General features: G+C 66.9%; 18 protein-coding genes. 6 read left to right on the top strand and 12 right to left on the bottom strand.

The window, feature by feature from the left end; all coding sequences use genetic code 11:
• The first annotated feature begins 65 nt into the window (after positions 1-65).
• Both LPA45_RS05980 and LPA45_RS05975 read left to right on the top strand, forming a co-directional pair.
• Positions 66-842 carry a 3-hydroxybutyrate dehydrogenase gene (locus LPA45_RS05980; RefSeq protein WP_317921237.1) on the top strand — a complete coding sequence of 259 codons (777 nt, stop codon included), beginning with the start codon at positions 66-68 and terminating at the stop codon, positions 840-842.
• A 62-nt stretch (positions 843-904) separates the two neighbouring features.
• Positions 905-1,393, top strand: coding sequence for a DUF411 domain-containing protein (locus LPA45_RS05975; RefSeq protein ID WP_317921236.1), 489 nt, complete (start codon positions 905-907; stop codon positions 1,391-1,393).
• Between the two features lie 50 nt (positions 1,394-1,443).
• Here LPA45_RS05975 and LPA45_RS05970 read toward each other — a convergent pair whose 3' ends face one another.
• The 3 genes from LPA45_RS05970 to LPA45_RS05960 all read right to left on the bottom strand — a co-directional run bounded on the left by LPA45_RS05970 (position 1,444) and on the right by LPA45_RS05960 (position 3,381).
• Positions 1,444-1,824 carry a putative zinc-binding protein gene (locus LPA45_RS05970; protein ID WP_317921234.1) on the bottom strand — a complete coding sequence of 127 codons (381 nt, stop codon included), beginning with the start codon at positions 1,822-1,824 and terminating at the stop codon, positions 1,444-1,446.
• Positions 1,825-2,028: 204 nt separating this feature from the next.
• A complete protein-coding gene (locus LPA45_RS05965) occupies positions 2,029-2,667 on the bottom strand; it encodes a CoA transferase subunit B (RefSeq protein WP_116317717.1) in 639 nt (212 codons plus the stop codon).
• Between the two features lie 12 nt (positions 2,668-2,679).
• Positions 2,680-3,381: a CoA transferase subunit A gene (locus LPA45_RS05960; RefSeq protein WP_116317716.1), complete on the bottom strand. Its 702-nt coding sequence runs from the start codon at positions 3,379-3,381 to the stop codon at positions 2,680-2,682.
• A gap of 180 nt (positions 3,382-3,561) precedes the next feature.
• Here LPA45_RS05960 and LPA45_RS05955 point away from each other — a divergent pair, with 180 nt between their 5' ends.
• Positions 3,562-4,107 carry a PAS and helix-turn-helix domain-containing protein gene (locus LPA45_RS05955; protein ID WP_116317715.1) on the top strand — a complete coding sequence of 182 codons (546 nt, stop codon included), beginning with the start codon at positions 3,562-3,564 and terminating at the stop codon, positions 4,105-4,107.
• 3 nt (positions 4,108-4,110) lie between these two features.
• On the opposite strand, the gene LPA45_RS05950 is transcribed toward LPA45_RS05955, so the two are convergent.
• The 5 genes from LPA45_RS05950 to LPA45_RS05930 all read right to left on the bottom strand — a co-directional run bounded on the left by LPA45_RS05950 (position 4,111) and on the right by LPA45_RS05930 (position 8,623).
• Complete coding sequence (locus LPA45_RS05950; RefSeq protein WP_116317714.1) at positions 4,111-4,512, bottom strand: thioesterase family protein; 402 nt, start codon at positions 4,510-4,512, stop codon at positions 4,111-4,113.
• A gap of 52 nt (positions 4,513-4,564) precedes the next feature.
• The gene (locus LPA45_RS05945) at positions 4,565-5,593 is read right to left on the bottom strand and encodes a DctP family TRAP transporter solute-binding subunit (RefSeq protein ID WP_317921232.1); all 1,029 of its coding nucleotides are present in this window, start codon (positions 5,591-5,593) and stop codon (positions 4,565-4,567) included.
• A 61-nt stretch (positions 5,594-5,654) separates the two neighbouring features.
• The gene (locus tag LPA45_RS05940) at positions 5,655-6,959 is read right to left on the bottom strand and encodes a TRAP transporter large permease (protein WP_317921231.1); all 1,305 of its coding nucleotides are present in this window, start codon (positions 6,957-6,959) and stop codon (positions 5,655-5,657) included.
• Positions 6,956-7,558: a TRAP transporter small permease gene (locus LPA45_RS05935; protein ID WP_317921230.1), complete on the bottom strand. Its 603-nt coding sequence runs from the start codon at positions 7,556-7,558 to the stop codon at positions 6,956-6,958. Before LPA45_RS05935 ends, LPA45_RS05940 begins: the two co-directional genes overlap by 4 nt.
• Positions 7,559-7,837: 279 nt before the next feature.
• Positions 7,838-8,623: an SDR family oxidoreductase gene (locus LPA45_RS05930; protein ID WP_029049693.1), complete on the bottom strand. Its 786-nt coding sequence runs from the start codon at positions 8,621-8,623 to the stop codon at positions 7,838-7,840.
• A gap of 301 nt (positions 8,624-8,924) precedes the next feature.
• Here LPA45_RS05930 and LPA45_RS05925 point away from each other — a divergent pair, with 301 nt between their 5' ends.
• Positions 8,925-10,613, top strand: coding sequence for an electron transfer flavoprotein-ubiquinone oxidoreductase (locus tag LPA45_RS05925; RefSeq protein ID WP_116317710.1), 1,689 nt, complete (start codon positions 8,925-8,927; stop codon positions 10,611-10,613).
• A 107-nt stretch (positions 10,614-10,720) separates the two neighbouring features.
• Here LPA45_RS05925 and LPA45_RS05920 read toward each other — a convergent pair whose 3' ends face one another.
• Positions 10,721-11,680, bottom strand: a complete 960-nt coding sequence (locus LPA45_RS05920; protein ID WP_317921227.1) for a flagellar brake protein — start codon at positions 11,678-11,680, stop codon at positions 10,721-10,723.
• 243 nt (positions 11,681-11,923) lie between these two features.
• On the opposite strand from LPA45_RS05920, the gene LPA45_RS05915 reads away from it, so the two are divergent.
• Together LPA45_RS05915 and LPA45_RS05910 are read left to right on the top strand one after the other, a co-directional pair.
• Positions 11,924-12,634, top strand: a complete 711-nt coding sequence (locus LPA45_RS05915; protein WP_116317708.1) for a FadR/GntR family transcriptional regulator — start codon at positions 11,924-11,926, stop codon at positions 12,632-12,634.
• A 56-nt stretch (positions 12,635-12,690) separates the two neighbouring features.
• Positions 12,691-13,797, top strand: a complete 1,107-nt coding sequence (locus tag LPA45_RS05910; RefSeq protein ID WP_317921226.1) for an NAD(P)/FAD-dependent oxidoreductase — start codon at positions 12,691-12,693, stop codon at positions 13,795-13,797.
• On the opposite strand, the gene LPA45_RS05905 is transcribed toward LPA45_RS05910, so the two are convergent.
• The 3 genes from LPA45_RS05905 to LPA45_RS05895 all read right to left on the bottom strand — a co-directional run bounded on the left by LPA45_RS05905 (position 13,719) and on the right by LPA45_RS05895 (position 16,910).
• A complete protein-coding gene (locus LPA45_RS05905; protein ID WP_317921225.1) occupies positions 13,719-14,972 on the bottom strand; it encodes an MFS transporter in 1,254 nt (417 codons plus the stop codon). The genes LPA45_RS05910 and LPA45_RS05905 overlap by 79 nt on opposite strands.
• A gap of 31 nt (positions 14,973-15,003) precedes the next feature.
• On the bottom strand, positions 15,004-16,113 hold the full coding sequence (aroC, locus tag LPA45_RS05900) for a chorismate synthase (RefSeq protein ID WP_116317705.1): 1,110 nt from the start codon (positions 16,111-16,113) through the stop codon (positions 15,004-15,006).
• 74 nt (positions 16,114-16,187) lie between these two features.
• Positions 16,188-16,910, bottom strand: a complete 723-nt coding sequence (locus LPA45_RS05895) for a glutathione S-transferase C-terminal domain-containing protein (RefSeq protein WP_317921224.1) — start codon at positions 16,908-16,910, stop codon at positions 16,188-16,190.
• Between the last annotated feature and the right edge of the window lie 17 nt (positions 16,911-16,927).

Below are 16,927 nucleotides of genomic sequence, written 5' to 3'. Positions count from 1 at the left end.
GGCGGTCCCGGCCACCCGGGCCGCCCTTTCCTTCCTGTGGAATCTCTCTCTCGACGGAGGCTTACATGCTCAAAGGCAAGACCGCTCTGGTGACTGGCTCGACCAGTGGTATCGGGCTCGGCATCGCAAAGGCGCTGGCGGCCCAGGGCGCCAACATCATCGTCAATGGCTTTGGTGACGCGGACGCCGCAAAGAACGAGATCGCGCAGGCCGGCCAGGGCATCAAGGTCGGCTACCACGGCGCGGACATGAGCAAGTCGGCAGAGATCGAGGACATGATGCGCTATGCGCAGGCCGACTTCGGCGGCGCCGACATCCTGGTCAACAACGCCGGCATCCAGCATGTGGCGCCGATCGAGGACTTTCCCACGGAGCGCTGGGACGCCATCATCGCCATCAACCTGACCTCCGCTTTCCACACCACCCGCCTCGCGCTGCCCGGCATGCGCCAGAAGAACTGGGGCCGCATCATCAACGTGGCCTCGGCGCACGGGCTGGTGGCGTCGGCGCAGAAATCGGCCTACGTGGCAGCCAAGCACGGCATCGTCGGCCTGACCAAGGTAATTGCGCTGGAAACCGCGCAGACCGGCGTGACCGCCAACGCGATCTGCCCGGGCTGGGTCCTGACGCCGCTGGTGCAGAAGCAGGTGGAAGCACGCGCGCAGAAGGAAGGCATCCCGGTCGAACAGGCCAAGCGCGAGCTGGTGCTGGAGAAGCAGCCCTCGGGGGAATTCGTGACGCCCGACGAACTGGGCGCGCTGGCCGTGTTCCTGTCGTCCGACGCGGCCCGGCAGGTGCGCGGCGCAATCTGGAACATGGATGGCGGCTGGGTCGCGCAGTAAGACGGCGCAGTCCGGCGGCACAGTCCGGCGGCACAGTCAGGCGGCAAAACAAGGAGCAACGGATGCAACGACGACGTTTTCTTGGCACCCTGGGCGCGCTGGCGCTCGGCACGCTCGCCGTGGGCGTGCTCGGGCCCGCGGCCGATGCGTTTGCGCAAGCCAAGCCCCTGGCCATCGAGGTCTACAAGAGCCCGCTGTGCGGCTGCTGCGAGGAATGGGTCAAGCACCTGCGGGCAAACGGATTCACCGTGACGGTGCATGACGTCGAGGATACCGGCGAATACCGCAAGCGCTTCGGCATGCCGGAGCGCTTCGGCTCCTGCCATACCGGCTACATCGGCGGCTATGCGATCGAGGGGCACGTGCCGGCGGCCGATATCCGCAAGCTGCTGGCCGCCAAACCCAAGGCGGTCGGGCTGGCGGTGCCGGGCATGCCGGTCGGCTCGCCCGGCATGGAACAGGGCTCGCGCAAGGATCCCTTCGACGTGCTGCTGGTCAAGGCCGACGGCGCGGCCTCGGTGTTCGCACGCTACAACAAGCCGGCGGCCTAAGGCGCCGCCCAGCCGCCCCGCCGGATGCGCCGCCGCGCGTCCGGCCTGCCCTACACACCCGCAAGGCTTTCCAAGGCCGCTTCAACTTCCCGCCATACCGACTCGGTCTCGCCCTCGGTGCATTCGCCGTGCTGGCGCTTGACCGCACCCAGCCGGTTCAGCACCAAATGCTGGTCCGGCACCACGCCCACGTTTGCCAGGCAAGCCTGCACGCACGCCAGCGGGCAACCGTCCAGCGCCAGGATCGGCCGGCCCGATTGCGCCACGCGCGTCAGCGCCGGCACGCCGCCGCCCACGCCGCTGATGCACGACATTTCGGCGCGGCCGCTGCGGTCCAGCCGCACCGCGCAGGCATTGGCCAGTTGCGCCACGCTGGAGCAGCCGGAGCAGGCGTACACCAGTGGCAGGGATCGGGTGGGGGAAGCCGGCATCGCGCACCTTCCGTAAAGACTTGTGTTGGCAGGAACACGCCTGCTGGGAAGCGGCCAGCATAGTGACTTGTGCGCGGGCGGGCCATTCGCCGATAGAGCTAGCCCGTACAGCCGATTGGCGTCATCGGTTACCCCGGGCACCAAATGAAAAAGCCCTGGGGCGCAGTGCGCCACAGGGCCCGTCAGGCAATCGCCGAGGCTTGCTTACAGCAGCGGCGCGCCAGTCTTCGCCTGGATTTCCTCGCGGCTGATGCCCGGGGCGGTCTCGACCAGCTTCAGGCCTTCCGGGGTCACGTCGATCACGCCCAGGTCGGTGATGATGCGATTGACCACGCCCACGCCGGTCAGCGGCAGGTTGCACTGCTTCAGGATCTTGATGTCCTCGGTGCCGTCCTTCTTCTTGGCGGTGTGTTCCATCAGCACCACCACGCGGCCGACGCCTGCGACCAGGTCCATCGCGCCGCCCATGCCCTTGACCATCTTGCCCGGGATCATCCAGTTGGCCAGGTCGCCCTTCTCGCTGACCTGCATCGCGCCCAGGATGGCCAGGTTGATGTGGCCGCCGCGGATCATCCCGAACGAGTCGGCCGACGAGAAGATCGACGAGCCCGGCAGCGTCGTCACGGTCTGCTTGCCGGCGTTGATCATGTCGGCGTCGACCTGGTCTTCGGTCGGGAACGGGCCGATGCCGAGCAGGCCGTTCTCGGACTGCAGCCACACTTCCATGCCCTCGGGCACCCAGTTGGCAACCAGCGTCGGCAGGCCGATGCCCAGGTTGACGTAGAAACCGTCCTGCAGCTCGGCCGCGGCGCGCGAGGCCATTTCGTCACGTGTCCATGCCATGATGGTGTCTCCTTAGCTGGCCGCGCGCACGGTGCGCTGCTCGATGCGTTTCTCGGGATTGGTGTTCAGCACCAGGCGCTGCACGAAGATGCCTGCCAGGTGGATCTCGTCCGGATCCAGTTCGCCGGTCTCGACGATCTGTTCGACCTCGGCCACGGTGACCTTGCCTGCCATCGCGCACATCGGGTTGAAGTTGCGCGCGGTGCGGCGGAACACCAGGTTGCCGGCCTTGTCGGCCTTCCAGGCCTTGACCAGCGCGACGTCAGCGGTCAGCGAACGCTCCATCACGTATTGCTCGCCGTCGAATTCGCGGATTTCCTTGCCTTCGGCGACGATGGTGCCGACACCGGTCTTGGTGAAGAACGCCGGGATGCCGGAGCCGCCGGCGCGCAGCTTCTCGGCCAGCGTGCCTTGCGGGGTGAATTCCAGCTCGAGTTCGCCGGCCAGGTACTGGCGCTCGAATTCCTTGTTCTCGCCCACGTAGGACGAGATCATCTTCTTGATCTGGCGGGTGGCCAGCAGCAGGCCCAGCCCGAAGCCGTCGACGCCGGCATTGTTGGAGATGCAGGTAAGCTGCTTGGCGCCGCTGTCGCGCAGCGCGACGATCAGCGCCTCGGGGATGCCGCACAGCCCGAAACCGCCAACGGCGATCGTCTGGCCGTCGCGGACGACGCCTGCAAGCGCTTCTGCGGCGCTGGCGTGGACCTTGTTCATGTTCGCTCCTTCCTCGGTAGTTCCTCGGGGTTCCGCTGTCGTGCTTCCCCCGCCGGCTTGTGCGGCGGGCGACGCAGGGAAATTGTAACGGTACAATCGGCGATTACCACCGTCTCTCGTCCGACCGACAGGATACGCAAGCCCCGCCGGCTACGCCATTACGTAAAAATACATAAGTAGATGCCCGCCATCGACTACCAGACCGCTTTCCAGCTCGCCCCCGTGGGCCTGGTGCTGTCACGCGAGCGCGTGATCGAAGACTGCAACGAAGAAGTCTGCCGCATTTTCGGCACGACGCGCGAGGCGCTGCTGGGCCAGTCGTTCCAGGTGCTCTACCCCACCCCGGACGAATTCGAGCGCACCGGCGCGCGCATCGTGCCGATCATGAACAAGCACGGCATGTACTCGGACGAGCGCATCATGAAGCGCGCCGGCGGCGAGCTGTTCTGGTGCCATGTCACCGGGCGCGCGCTCGATCGTTCGCAGCCGCTGGGCGCGGGGATCTGGACCTTTGAGGACCTGTCGCAGAAGCGGCAGGTCACGGCCGAGCTGACCGCGCGCGAGCGCGACATCGCGGCGCAGCTGGTGGAGGGGAAGACCAGCAAGCAGATCGGCAAGCTGCTGGCAATCAGCCCGCGCACGGTGGATATCTACCGCGCGCGGTTGATGAAGAAGTATGGGGCGAGCACGTCGGTCGACCTGGTCCAGCGGCTGGTCAACCACTGAAGCTCAACCCTCGATGATCGCGCGGATTTCCGGGGGCACCGGCACCGACTTCTCCACCGAATAATCGCACCACACCACCTTGGCCCCGCCCTCTGCCCAGACCACGTCGGGCAGATCGGTACGCCGGATCTCCATGCGCGTCTCGAAACTGGTACGCCCCAGCTGCCCGGCATAGACCCGACACTCGATATCCCCCGGATAGCGCAACTGCTTCAGGAAGGTCATATGCGCATTGATGATGACCGGGCCCTGCCCTTGCGGATCCTTGCCGCCGCGCCCCAGCGACGCGAACCACTCTATGCGCGCCTGCTCCAGGTACTGGAAATAGACGGTGTTGTTGACATGGCCCATCGCATCCATGTCGCCCCAGCGGATCGGCATGACCACCGTATAGACGTGTTTCATCACAGCCTCCAATGCAACAGGCCCGCCAACACTGGCGGGCCTGCTTCGTGACTTAGCGCTTGGCGATCGCGCCTTCAGCCTTGGTCACCAGGTCGGCGCCGATCTGCTTCTTCCACTTGTCGTAGACCTTGGCGGTCGCCTTGCGGAAGGCGTCATGCTCGGCCGGCGTCAGGTGCGTGACCTTGACGCCGTGGCCTTCCATTTCCTTCCAGGCGGGCGCGCCGGCCTCGGCCAGGCCCTTGCGGGCGAGCACGATTTCCTGCTTGCCGGCGTCGATGGCGGCCTGCTTGACGATCTCGCGGTCAGCCGGGGTCCAGCTTTCCCAGATCTGCTTGTTGACCACGAAGATCAGCGGGTCAGCCACGTAGCCCCAGGCGGTGACGAACTTCTGGCCCACCGTGTACAGCTTGGCGGCGGCGAACACCGACTGCGGGTTCTCCTGGCCGTCCACGGCGCCCGAGGCCATCGCCGGCTGCGCGTCGGCCCAGCTCATCTGCGTCGGGTTGGCGCCCAGCGCGTTGAAGGTCTCGATGTACAGCGGCGAGCCCACCACGCGCAGCTTCATGCCCTTGAGGTCTTCCGGCTTGCGGATCTCCCGCTTGGAGTTCGACACCTCGCGGAAGCCGTTCTCGCCCCAGGCCAGCGGCACCACGCCGGCCTTTTCCAGCGTGGTGAAGATCGACTTGCCGACTTCGCCCTGCGTCAGTGCGTCCAGCGCCTTGTAGTCCGGCATCAGGAACGGCAGCGAGAACAGGTTCAGTTCCTTGACCTGCGGCGACCAGTTGATGGTCGAGCCGACCGCCATGTCGATCACGCCCTGGCGGATCGCCGAGAACTCGCGGGTCTGGTCGCCGGCCACCAGCGAGGTGCCCGGGTACAGCTTGATATTGATGCGGCCATTGGTGCGCTGCTTGACCAGGTCGGCCCAGATCTCGCCACCCTTGCCCCACGGGAAGGCCGGGCCGAGCACCAGCGACATCTTGTACTCGGACTTGTAGGTCTGCGCCATCGCGCCGGCGGGGGCGAAGGCGGAAGCGGCAATGGCGGCGGCCGTTGCGAGCATCAGGGCACGACGTTTCATCTTATCTCCTCTCGGGAATCGTCAATTCTTGTTTGTGAATGCAAAGTGAAGTCAACAGCGATCAATAGCCGAGGTATTCCGGCAGCCAGGTCGCCAGCGGCGGATAGGCCAGCACCATCAGCATGGCAACGAACATCGCCAGCAGCATCCAGATCACCCAGGGCACGGTCTCTTCCATGCGCACGCGGGCGATCCGGCACGACACCATCAGGTTCACGGCCAGCGGCGGCGTGAACTGGCCCAGCGCCACCTTCAGCGTCAGCACCACGCCGAACCACACCGGGTTCCAGTGGAAGGCATTGGCGATCGGCAGCAGCAGCGGCACGAAGATCAGGAAGATCGAGATGCCGTCCAGGAACATGCCTACCGTCATCAGCAGCAGCACGATCAGCGCCAGCACGCCGTACTCGCCCAGGCCGGAATTGGCGATGGCGTGCGCCAGCGGATCGATCACGCCCAGCGTAGACAGCGCATAGGCGAAGATGCCGGCCAGCGCGACCACCAGCAGGATCACCGCCGAGGTCTCGGCCGCTTCCTGGAAGATCGTGAACAGGTCGCGCATGCCGATGCTGCGGTACACCACCATGCCGACGAAGAGGCCGTACACCACCGCCACCACGGCGGCTTCGGTCGGCGTGAACCAGCCGGCGCGCATGCCACCCAGGATCAGGAACGGCGCCACCAGGCCCCACGCCGCTTCGCGCAGGCTCTTCCAGAACGGCGGACGCGGCAGCGCAGCCTCGGCGGCACCCATGTTGTGCTTGCGAGCCAGCCACACCGCCGGCACGATCAGCGCCACGCCGGCCAGCACGCCCGGAATCATGCCCGCGGCGAACAGTGCCGGCACCGACGCGCCGGGTACCAGCACGCTGTAGATGATGAAGGCCACCGACGGCGGGATCAGGATGTCGGTCGCGGCCGCCGCGCCGACCACCGCGGCGCTGTACGAACCGGGATACCCCGCCCGCGACATCGCCGCGATCATCACGCCGCCGACCGCGGCCGCGTTGGCCGGACCCGAGCCGGAAATGCCGCCGAGGAACATCGCCACCAGGATCGCCACCAGCGGCAGCATGCCCGGTCCGCGCCCGACGACGGCGATGGCAAAGGTCACCAGCCGCTGCGCCACGCCGGAACGGTCGAAGATCGACCCCACCAGCACGAACATCGGGATCGCCAGCAGCGGGTACTTGGCCAGCCCGGCGTAGAAGTTCTGCGGCACGGCCAGCAGGCCGAACATCTGGGTATCCACGTTGGACAGGCCGATCGCGATCAGGCCGCTCAGCCCCAGCGACACGCCGATGGGCACGCCCAGCAGCATCAGGCCGATAAAGACCACAAACAGGATGATGGCAACCAGCGTCATTGCAAACGCTCCTTCGCCATCCGGTTCTCTTCATGCAGCGCCTTGAGCGCACGCACGTTGCGCAACGCCAGGCCCAGCGCGCGCAGCGCAATGCCGGCCGACAGCACCGGCAGCCAGATCGAGTACCACCAGCTCGGCACGCCGATGCCCGGCGAGGTTTCGCCAAAGGTGTACTCATCCCAGGTGATGCGCGCACCCAATACTGCCAGCGCGATGAACATCACGGCCACCGCCAGCGCCGACAGGATCGCCAGCCGGCGCTGGCGCGCCGCGCTGCCGCGCTCAAAGAAGAATTCGATGCGGATATTGCGATCGCGCGCCACCGCGGCGCTGCCCGCGACCAGTGCCAGCACGATCATCAGGAAGACCGAGAATTCCTCGGTCCAGGCAAACGACTCGTCAGTGAAATAGCGGACTACCACGTTGGCGAAGGTGATGCCTACCAGCAGCAGCATCACGATCACGCCAATCCAGTCCTCGAGGCGGGGTGAAACCCGGAATTCAGTGTCCTGCGCTTCGTCTGCCGCCTGCGGGATCACCGCGGAATCGACGACGTGTTGCGGCACGGCATTGCGCCGTGCCTCTTCTTGTTGCTCCATCTCCCCGGCCTCCGGTCCAGGGCCGCTTGGGCCAGGCGGCCACTGCGGCATTTTTTGCTTGTATGTAAAGACTTAGTCTAAAGACATGGCGGATTATGCCAAGACTGGCACGACGCGCATCAACTTTCTTTGATGGGGAACTGGAAGCCGCGCTCGAAAAGCCCGCCCAAGGGGACCGGATAAGCCCTGGGGTGGACAGCTGGGATGCCCCGCCGCACGCTTGTGGCGCGCGGGCAGGTAGCGGGTAGAAAGCGGGCGGCGCGGCGCCGGCGGCCGGAGTCAGACCATGCCGTCGTCGGCGGTGATCACGGCACCATTGATGAATTGCGACTGGTCGGACGCCAGCAGCAACAGCAAGCCGTCTAGATCGTCGGGCTTGCCCAGGCGCTTGCGCGGCAGCATCTGGATCAGCTTCTGGCCGGCGTCCGAGTCCCAGTGGTGGTGGTTGATCTCGGTATCGATATAGCCGGGACAGATCGCGTTGGTGTTGATGCCATGGCGCGCCCATTCCAGCGCCATGGCCTTGGTCATGTGCACCACCGACGCCTTGCTCATGCAATAGATGCCGATCTGCGACAGCACCTTCAGGCCAGCCACCGACGCGACATTGACGATGCGCGCCTGCGGCAGCGGGCTGCCGTTCTTCTCGGCGCCCTTGGCCCGCGCGATCATGCGCTTGGCCACTTCCTGCGCGACGAAGAAGGCGCCGCGGGTATTGGTGTCGAAGACGAAATCGAAATCGTCCGGCGTGACGTCGGTCAGCTTCTGCGTGGTCGACACCCCCGAGTTGTTGACCAGGATGTCGATAGAGCCGGCTTCGGTTTCCGCATGCGCCACGGCGGCGCGGATGCTGTCCGGATCGGTGACGTCGAGTCGCACCACGTGTGCGCTGCCGCCCTCGGCCTCGATCGCCGCGCGCAGTTCCTTGAGGCGCTCGGTGCGGCGCGAGGCCAGCACGACCTTGGCCCCGGCGGCGGCCAGCACCGTGGCAAAACGCGAGCCGAGCCCGCTTGACGCGCCTGTGACCAGCGCTACCTTGCCTTCCAGATTGATCGACAAACCCATGATGACCTCTTGTGCGGGCGCCCCTCCAGCCTCTTCAGGTGCGGAAGGCGGCATACCATAAAAAAGAACGACCGTTCCAAAAAAATCCTTGCCTGTGGGTGGCGAGTCCCGGACAATGCCGGAGATTCTAAGAACTTGGCCCGCAAAGGGAAAGAGGGAAAACGAGCGATCCGGCCGGCTATCGGCCGCAAACAGCCGTCAAAATTCCTCCCCGTGCCCGCCGGCGCAGGTTCGAGCAGAACGATCACCGCACTTCCCACAATTGCAAAGCTAGCAGCAAAGAAATAGAGGGTTAGAGACAATGGATCAGCAACAGCTCCTGGAGCAGTTCGGCCCGCGTGAAGCCATGGAATACGACGTGGTCGTCGTCGGCGGCGGCCCCGCCGGCCTGGCCACGGCCATCCGCCTGAAGCAACTCGCGCAGGAGAAGGGCAGCGACGTCAACGTATGCGTGCTTGAAAAGGGTTCCGAACCCGGCGCGCATATCCTGTCGGGCGCCATCATGGATCCGCGTGCCCTCAACGAGCTGTTCCCGAACTGGCAGGAACTGGGCGCACCGCTGAACCAGCCGGTCACCGAAGACAAGTTCCTGTTCCTGAACGAATCCGGCTCCAAGGGCACCCCGCCGGCGCTGCTGCCGGAGTGCTTCCACAACCACGGCAACTACATCATCAGCCTGTCGAACTTCGTGCGCTGGCTGGGCCAGCAGGCCGAGGCGCTGGGCGTGGAGATCTTCCCGGGCTTCCCCGCGGCCGAAGTGCTGTACAACGAAGACGGCTCGGTCAAGGGCGTGGCCACCGGCAACATGGGCATCGGCAAGGAAGGCGAGCCCACCGACAACTTCCAGCTCGGCATGGAACTGCATGCCAAGTACACCATCTTCGCCGAAGGCGCGCGCGGCCATCTGGGCCGGCAGCTGATCGCCAAGTTCGGCCTGGATGCCGGCAAGGATCCGCAGAGCTACGGCATCGGCCTGAAGGAACTGTGGGAGATCGACCCGGCCAAGCACAAGCCCGGCCTGGTGGTGCACACCGCCGGCTGGCCGCTGGATCCGGCCACCTATGGCGGCTCGTTCCTGTACCACATGGAAGACAACAAGGTCGCGGTCGGCTTTGTGGTCGGCCTGGACTACACCAACCCGTGGCTGTCGCCGTTCGAGGAATTCCAGCGCTTCAAGACGCACCCGGAAATCCGCCAGTACTTTGAAGGCGGCAAGCGCCTGAGCTACGGCGCGCGCGCTATCACCGCCGGCGGCCTGCTGTCGCTGCCCAAGACCGTGTTCCCGGGTGGCGCGCTGGTCGGCTGCGATGCCGGCTACCTGAACGCCTCGCGCATCAAGGGCAGCCACGCCGCGATCAAGACCGGCATGCTGGCCGCCGAGGCCGCGTACGACGCACTGCAGGGCGGCCGCCAGCACGACGAGCTGACCGCCTACCCCGCCGCGTTCGAGCAGAGCTGGTTGTACAAGGAACTGCTGCAGGCCAAGAACTTCAAGCAGTGGTTCAAGAAGGGCCGCACCACCGCGACGCTGATGACCGGCATCGAGCAATGGCTGCTGCCCAAGCTGGGCATCCGCAACCCGCCCTGGACCATCCACCGCGTCAAGCCGGACCACGTGTACCTGAAGCCGGCGGCCGAATGCGAGAAGATCGTCTACCCGAAGCCGGACGGCAAGCTGACCTTCGACCGCCTCAGCTCGGTGTTCATCAGCAACACCAACCATGAGGAAAACCAGCCGGCGCACCTGACGCTGAAGGACGCCAGCGTACCGGTCAACATCAACTGGGACAAGTACGCCGGCCCCGAGTCGCGCTACTGCCCGGCGGGTGTGTACGAGTTCGTGCAGGACGAGACCTCGGGCAAGGAACGGCTGCAGATCAATGCGCAGAACTGCGTGCACTGCAAGACCTGCGATATCAAGGACCCGACGCAGAACATCGTCTGGGTCACGCCGGAAGGCGGCGGCGGTCCGAACTACGTCGGCATGTAAGCCCCCGGCGCGCAAGCGCCTGGCGCATGGAACGGCACCGGTCTCCCGGTGCCGTTTTTTTTATTGGCGCGCTGCTGAACGCAGGTACCGAGGCCGCCGGTCGCCGGCTACAGCGGCAGGCGCGTCGTGGACAGCAGCTGTTCGTAGATGTAGCACTGCAGCAGCGTCATCTCGCGCTCTGCCAGCACGTCGAAGGCCACACCGAAGGCCGGGAATTCGGCATCGTCCTGGCTGGCTGCTCCCGGCGCCGCCCGGATCCAGCCGTCGACGATGACTTCGCTGTCGAACGACGCGGCCCGCAGCTGGAAGCGCAGCCGCACGCGGCTGCCCGGCGCGGGCGACGGCGCGGTGGTCTGCACCAGCGCTCCGCCGGTGCTGAGGTCGGACAGCAGCGCCAGCCGGGCCGTACCCGTCCGCACCGCGACGGCCACGCCATGATCGTCATCGTCGTCTTCCGGGGGCTCGGTCAGGTATGCCGCCAGACGCGTTGGCACGCGCGCCGCCTTGCGTACCGGGGTCGCATGCAGGTTGGTCGGCGCCGACAGCACCAGGTAACGGAACGGGCTGCGGCAGACCGCGGTGATGGTCGAGGTAAAGCTATGGATCGCCTGCCCGGAGAAGCCCCGCAGCAACACGGTGTCGCCCGCCTGCAGCGGCAGGTCGCGCCCGCCCAGTTGCGGCCAGGTCACGAACAGCCCCTGCTCGATAAAGCCGATCAGGCGGCTGGCGGCGGCGCGCGCGGACTCGCCTTCGTGCTTGACGTGAAGCAGCGTACCGACCTGCAGGCCAAGCGGCCCGGGCGCGGTGCGGGTGGCGGCCTCGGCATCGCCGCTATTGCCGCTATTGCCGCTATTGCCGCTATTGCCGCTATTGCCTCTATCGTCGGTGTCATCGCTATTGCCGCTATTACCGGCGCGGCAGACCACGCCGTGGCGGAACACCAGCGCCAGGTCGCGCGCATCGGGGATGACGCTGCCGCTGCCGAGCACCAGGTTGCCGTCGCCGTCTAGCAGCGACCAGGGCAGCGGGTGTCCGACCGGGAGATCGTTGGGAGTGAGCTGGATCATGGTTGTTTGCAAAGGGCCCCGCGTTTGTCGCCGCGCACGGGGCATGGCAAACCCACGGCGGAGCTGCCGGGCAGTATCCGCCACCTGTATCCGGGATCTATCGGCCGTTGGCCAAAGAAATTTAGCGAATACTGCGGGTCGAGGCCGCCATGTTTAGCACCGGCAATCTGCGGCAAGCTTGACGCGCAACAACTTCGCCAGCACAATCGCACAAAGCTGTCTGACAGCCTGACATATCTACCCATGACCCTGCACCGCCCGGCCTCCCTGGCCAGCCGCATCGCCCAGTCCTTGCACGACGACATCCTCGCCGGCCGCTACGCCGCGGGCGGACGCCTGCCCGCCGAAGCGAGCCTGGCCGACACCTTCGGCGTAAGCCGGCCGATCGTGCGGGAAGCCATCGCCCAGCTCAAGGCCGACGGCGTGCTGGTCACGCGCAAGGGTTCCGGTGCCTTTGTTTCGGAAACCCCGGGCGGCCAGGCCTGGCGCGTGGCGAGCGCACCGGACGGCGGACCGACGCTGGCGCAGCTGTTCGAGCTGCGCCGCGTGGTCGAGACCGCCTGCGCCGAGATGGCGGCCGAGCGCCGTACCGCAACCGATGTCGATGCGATCCGCGCCGCACTCGCGGCCATGCAGGCGCAGGCCGACGGCCGTGGCGACATGGCCAACGCGGCTGCCGCCGACATGGCCTTCCACCACGCCATCGCCGAAGCCGCGCACAACCCCTGCTTTACCGGCCTGACCGACTTCGTCAGCCAGCAGATGCTGGCGGCACGACAGCGCGCATGGGAGAACACCGCGCGGCTCGGCGCAGCCACCGGCAGCCCGCGCGCCGCCGACACCGAACACACGGCGCTGGCCGACGCCATCGCCGCCGGCAATGCCCCGGCAGCGCGCGAGGCTGCGCAACGGCACCTGGCCGCCGCGGCCTCCCGGCTGGGCCTGGCGGGCTGAATTCCGCCACACAGCAGTCAGCACTGGCAACAAACCTCAGCAACAAGGAATCGAGCATGGAAAAGGTGGATTGCGTCGTCATCGGCGCGGGTGTCGTAGGACTGGCAGCCGCGCGCGCCCTCGCGCTGCAGGGCCGCGAGGTGATCGTCCTGGAAGCCGAGAACGCCTTCGGCACCATCACCAGCGCGCGCAACAGCGAAGTCATCCACGCCGGCATCTACTACCCCGCCGGTTCACTGAAGGCGGAGTTGTGCGTACGTGGCAAGGCCATGCTGTACGACTACTGCGCCACGCACCACGTCGCGCACCAGCGCTGCGGCAAGCTGATCGTCGCCACCAGCGCGGCGCAGGTGGCCACGCTGGACGGCATCCGCGCCAAGGCCGCGGCCAACGGCGTCGACGACCTGCGGCTGCTCTCGCGCGACGAAGCGCAGGCGCTGGAGCCGCAGCTGCAATGCCATGCCGCGCTGCTGTCGCCCTCCACCGGCATCGTCGACAGCCACGGCCTGATGACCGCACTGCTGGGCGATGCCGAGAACGCGGGTGCGATGCTGGCGGTGCAGTCGCCGGTGCTGGGCGGCGCGATCACCGCGGACGGGATCCGCCTGGAAGTGGGCAGCGAGGATGGCGGCGCGACCACGCTGCTGGCGCGCACGGTCGTGAACTCGGCCGGCCTGACAGCGCCGGAACTGGCGCGCCGCCTCGATGGCATGCCCGAGGCCCATATCCCGCCGCAGTACTACGCCAAGGGCTGCTATTTCACGCTGGCCGGGCGCGCGCCGTTCTCACGGCTGATCTACCCGGTGCCGGAGGCCGCCGGCCTGGGCGTGCACCTGACGCTGGACCTGGGCGGCCAGGCGCGCTTCGGCCCCAATGTGCGCTGGATCGATGACATCGAGTACAGCGTCGACCCGGCCGATGCCGACAGCTTCTATGACGAGGTGCGCCGTTACTGGCCAGGACTGGCCGACGGCGCGCTGCAGCCGGGCTATGCCGGCATCCGCCCGAAGATCAGCGGCCCGCACGAAACGGCGGCGGACTTCCGCATCGATGGCCCCGCCGTGCATGGCGTGCCGGGGCTGGTTCACCTGTTCGGCATCGAGTCGCCGGGGCTGACCTCGTCGCTGGCGATCGCCGAGCGCGTCTGCGCCGCGCTGGCCTGAAGCGCATCGCCGCCTGCCGCACCCTCCGCGCGGAAGCTCATCGCCGCGCAGAAGGCGCCGGCCGCTGCGGCCAGGGCGGCCAGCCCGAAGGTGTGTTCGGGCGCCAGCGCATTCCAGGTCCAGCCCATGGCGAGCCCCCCGAGCGTGCCGCCGACGCCGTAGGAAATCCCCGTGTACAGCGCCTGCCCGCGTCCCTGCAGCGGCCCGGCAAACCATGCCTGCAGCCGCTTCAGGCTGGCGCTGTGGTGCGCGGCGAAAGTGGCCGCGTGCAACACCTGCACCAGCGCCATCAGCCAGGCAAGCTGCGCGAAGTAGCCGGTCAGGCCAAAGCGGACCGCAGCCAGCACGAAAGTGCCGGCCAGGATCGTGCGCAGCGCGAAGCGCGCGAACAACAGGCCCTGGTAATAGAAGAAAACGATTTCGGCGACCACGCCGATGGTCCACATCACGCCGATGGCGAACTTGCTGTAGCCAAGCTTCTCCAGCCACAGCGAATAGAACACGTAGAGCGCGGCGTGCGCGAACATCATCAGGAAGGCCGATGCCAGGAACCACGCCACGTCCGGCCGGAGCAGCAAGGGCAGCGCGCGCGGCGCGGGCACGCGCGGCCCGTCGTCGACGGCATCGCGCATGCTCAGCACCACGCCTGCCAGGATCGCCAGCAAGCCGCTGGCCACCCACGGGAAGGCGCGCATGCCGACCATCTCGAACAGTGCCCCACCGGCCAGCACCGCGCCAATAAAGCCGACCGAGCCGAACATGCGGATGCGGCCATAGCTATGGTCAAAGGCGCCGTAGCGGCGCAGCGTGGAGATGGTGAGGGCATCGCCCAGCGGCGACATCGCGCTGGTGAGCAGGCTCAGCGTCAGCATCATCGCCATCATGCCGCCGTAGCTGCCCACGCCGGGCAGCATCAGGAACGCCAGCAGCGAGGTGAACGCGCTCACGCGCAGGATGCGCACGCGTGTGTGCATTACGTCGGACAGCCAGCCCCACAGGTAGGGCCCGACGATGCGGCTGACCTGGAAGCTGGCCATCAGCACGCCGATCTGCACCGGATTGAAACCGCGATCGGCGAAATACAGGCTCACGTACGGCGAGATGACGCCGACATAGCCGTAGTAGCCAAGATAGAAAAGCCCGAAGCGGGCGTAATCCGGGCGAGCGGTACCCATGGCACCGCCAGCCCCAGGGAGCGTGCTCAACTCAGCGCGTCTGGCCGACCTGCGCCGGAATGTGCGGCGTGTCGGTCTTGACGTCGCCGCATTGCGCGCGGTGGCGCAGCGCGTGGTCCATCAGCACCAGCGCCAGCATGGCCTCGGCGATCGGCGTGGCGCGGATGCCGACGCACGGGTCGTGGCGGCCGAAGGTTTCGACCGTGGCGGCATTGCCGGCCTTGTCGATCGACTCGCGCGGCGTGCGGATCGAGGACGTCGGCTTGATCGCCAGCGACACGGTGACATCCTGGCCGGTGGAAATGCCGCCCAGCACGCCGCCGGAATTGTTGGTGCGGAAGCCGTCAGCGGTCAGCTCGTCGCCATGCACGCTGCCCCGCTGCGACACGCTGTCGAAGCCGGCGCCGATCTCCACGCCCTTGACTGCGTTGATGCCCATCATCGCGTGCGCGATATCGGCGTCGAGGCGGTCGAACAGCGGCTCGCCCAGCCCGACCGGCACGTTGCTGGCCACCACCTCGATGCGCGCGCCGACCGAATCGCCGTCGCGGCGCAGCGCGTCCATATAGGTTTCCAGCTCGGGGATGATGTCGGCGTTGGGCGCGAAGAACGGATTCTCGGGCACATGCGACCAGTCGGCGAACGGCACCGCGATCTCGCCCAGCTGCGACATGTAGCCCCGGATCTCGGTGCCGTACTGCTCGCGCAGCCACTTCTTGGCCACAGCTGCCGCGGCCACCACCGGCGCGGTCAGGCGAGCTGACGACCGGCCGCCGCCGCGATAGTCGCGGATTCCGTACTTCTGCCAATAGGTGTAGTCCGCGTGTCCCGGGCGGAAGGTCTCGACGATATTGCCGTAGTCCTTGCTGCGCTGGTCGGTGTTGCGGATCAGCAGGCAGATCGGGGTGCCGGTGGTCTTGCCCTCGAACACGCCGGACAGGATTTCGACCTGATCGGGTTCCTTGCGCTGGGTGACGTGGCGCGAGGTGCCGGGCTTGCGGCGGTCCAGGTCGCCCTGGATATCGGCCTCGCTCAGCGCCATGCCCGGCGGGCAGCCATCCACCACCGCGCCGATGGCGGGGCCGTGCGATTCGCCGAAGGTGGTGACAGTGAAGAGCAGGCCAAGGGTGTTGCCGGACATGATGGAAACCGCACAGGAATTGGGGACGGCCTCCATTGTAAGGCCAATGCCCGGCCGCTGGCGGCCCGGCCGGCTCAGGCCGCCGCGGTTTCCGGTGTGAATTCGGGGTAGAACTCCGCCCGCATCCGTTCCATATAGGCCACCAGGTTGGCGTGCCCTTCCGCCGCGGTGCGGATCGGCGTGTCGAACGTGGGACACAGCAGGCTGCCGGCGAAGGCAAACAGCGTGGCGTCGGCGCCGCATGGCTTGTCGCCCATCAGGTAGCGCTTGTCGCCCAGGATATCGGCGATCGAGGTCACGCCCTTGCTGGCCAGTGCCACCAGTTCTTCCTCGCTGTGCCGGCCCAGCCCCTGCCCCCAGAGCGTCTTCTTGACCTTGTAGCGCACCAGCCGCTCGGCCAGGCCGCGCACAGGCGCCGGCACGCCGCGGAAGAACTGCGCCGGTCCTTTATCGAAATTGGCCTGGTCGAGCCAGCGCACCCGCGCCACCGCCCAGTACAGGTGGTCTTCCATCAGCTTCTCGGCGGCCCAGGCGATGCCGCGCTCGGCCGGGCTCAGGCCGGCGTCGAAGTCGATGTGGTAGGTCTTCTCGATTTGCCAGCGGATCATGGTCGAATCCGCCACGACCCGGCCCATGTCGTCGAGGTACGGCAGCTTGCCCTTGGGCGCTCGCCGCAGGCTGCCGGGGCGCGCCTGATATGGCAGGCCGGCGAGCTTGAGCAGCATCTCTGCCTTGGTGACGAAGGGGCTGGCGTCAGGCAGCCCGAAGGCCGGGCCGAAGGTATAGAGCGTGATCATGGTGGGTCGGGGTCCGC

The organism is Cupriavidus sp. Agwp_2, assembly GCF_040784895.1.
In the GTDB taxonomy this organism is placed as follows: domain Bacteria; phylum Pseudomonadota; class Gammaproteobacteria; order Burkholderiales; family Burkholderiaceae; genus Cupriavidus.
Note: the sequence above shows the minus strand (reverse complement) of the source record. Positions and strands in the feature narration are given on the sequence as shown.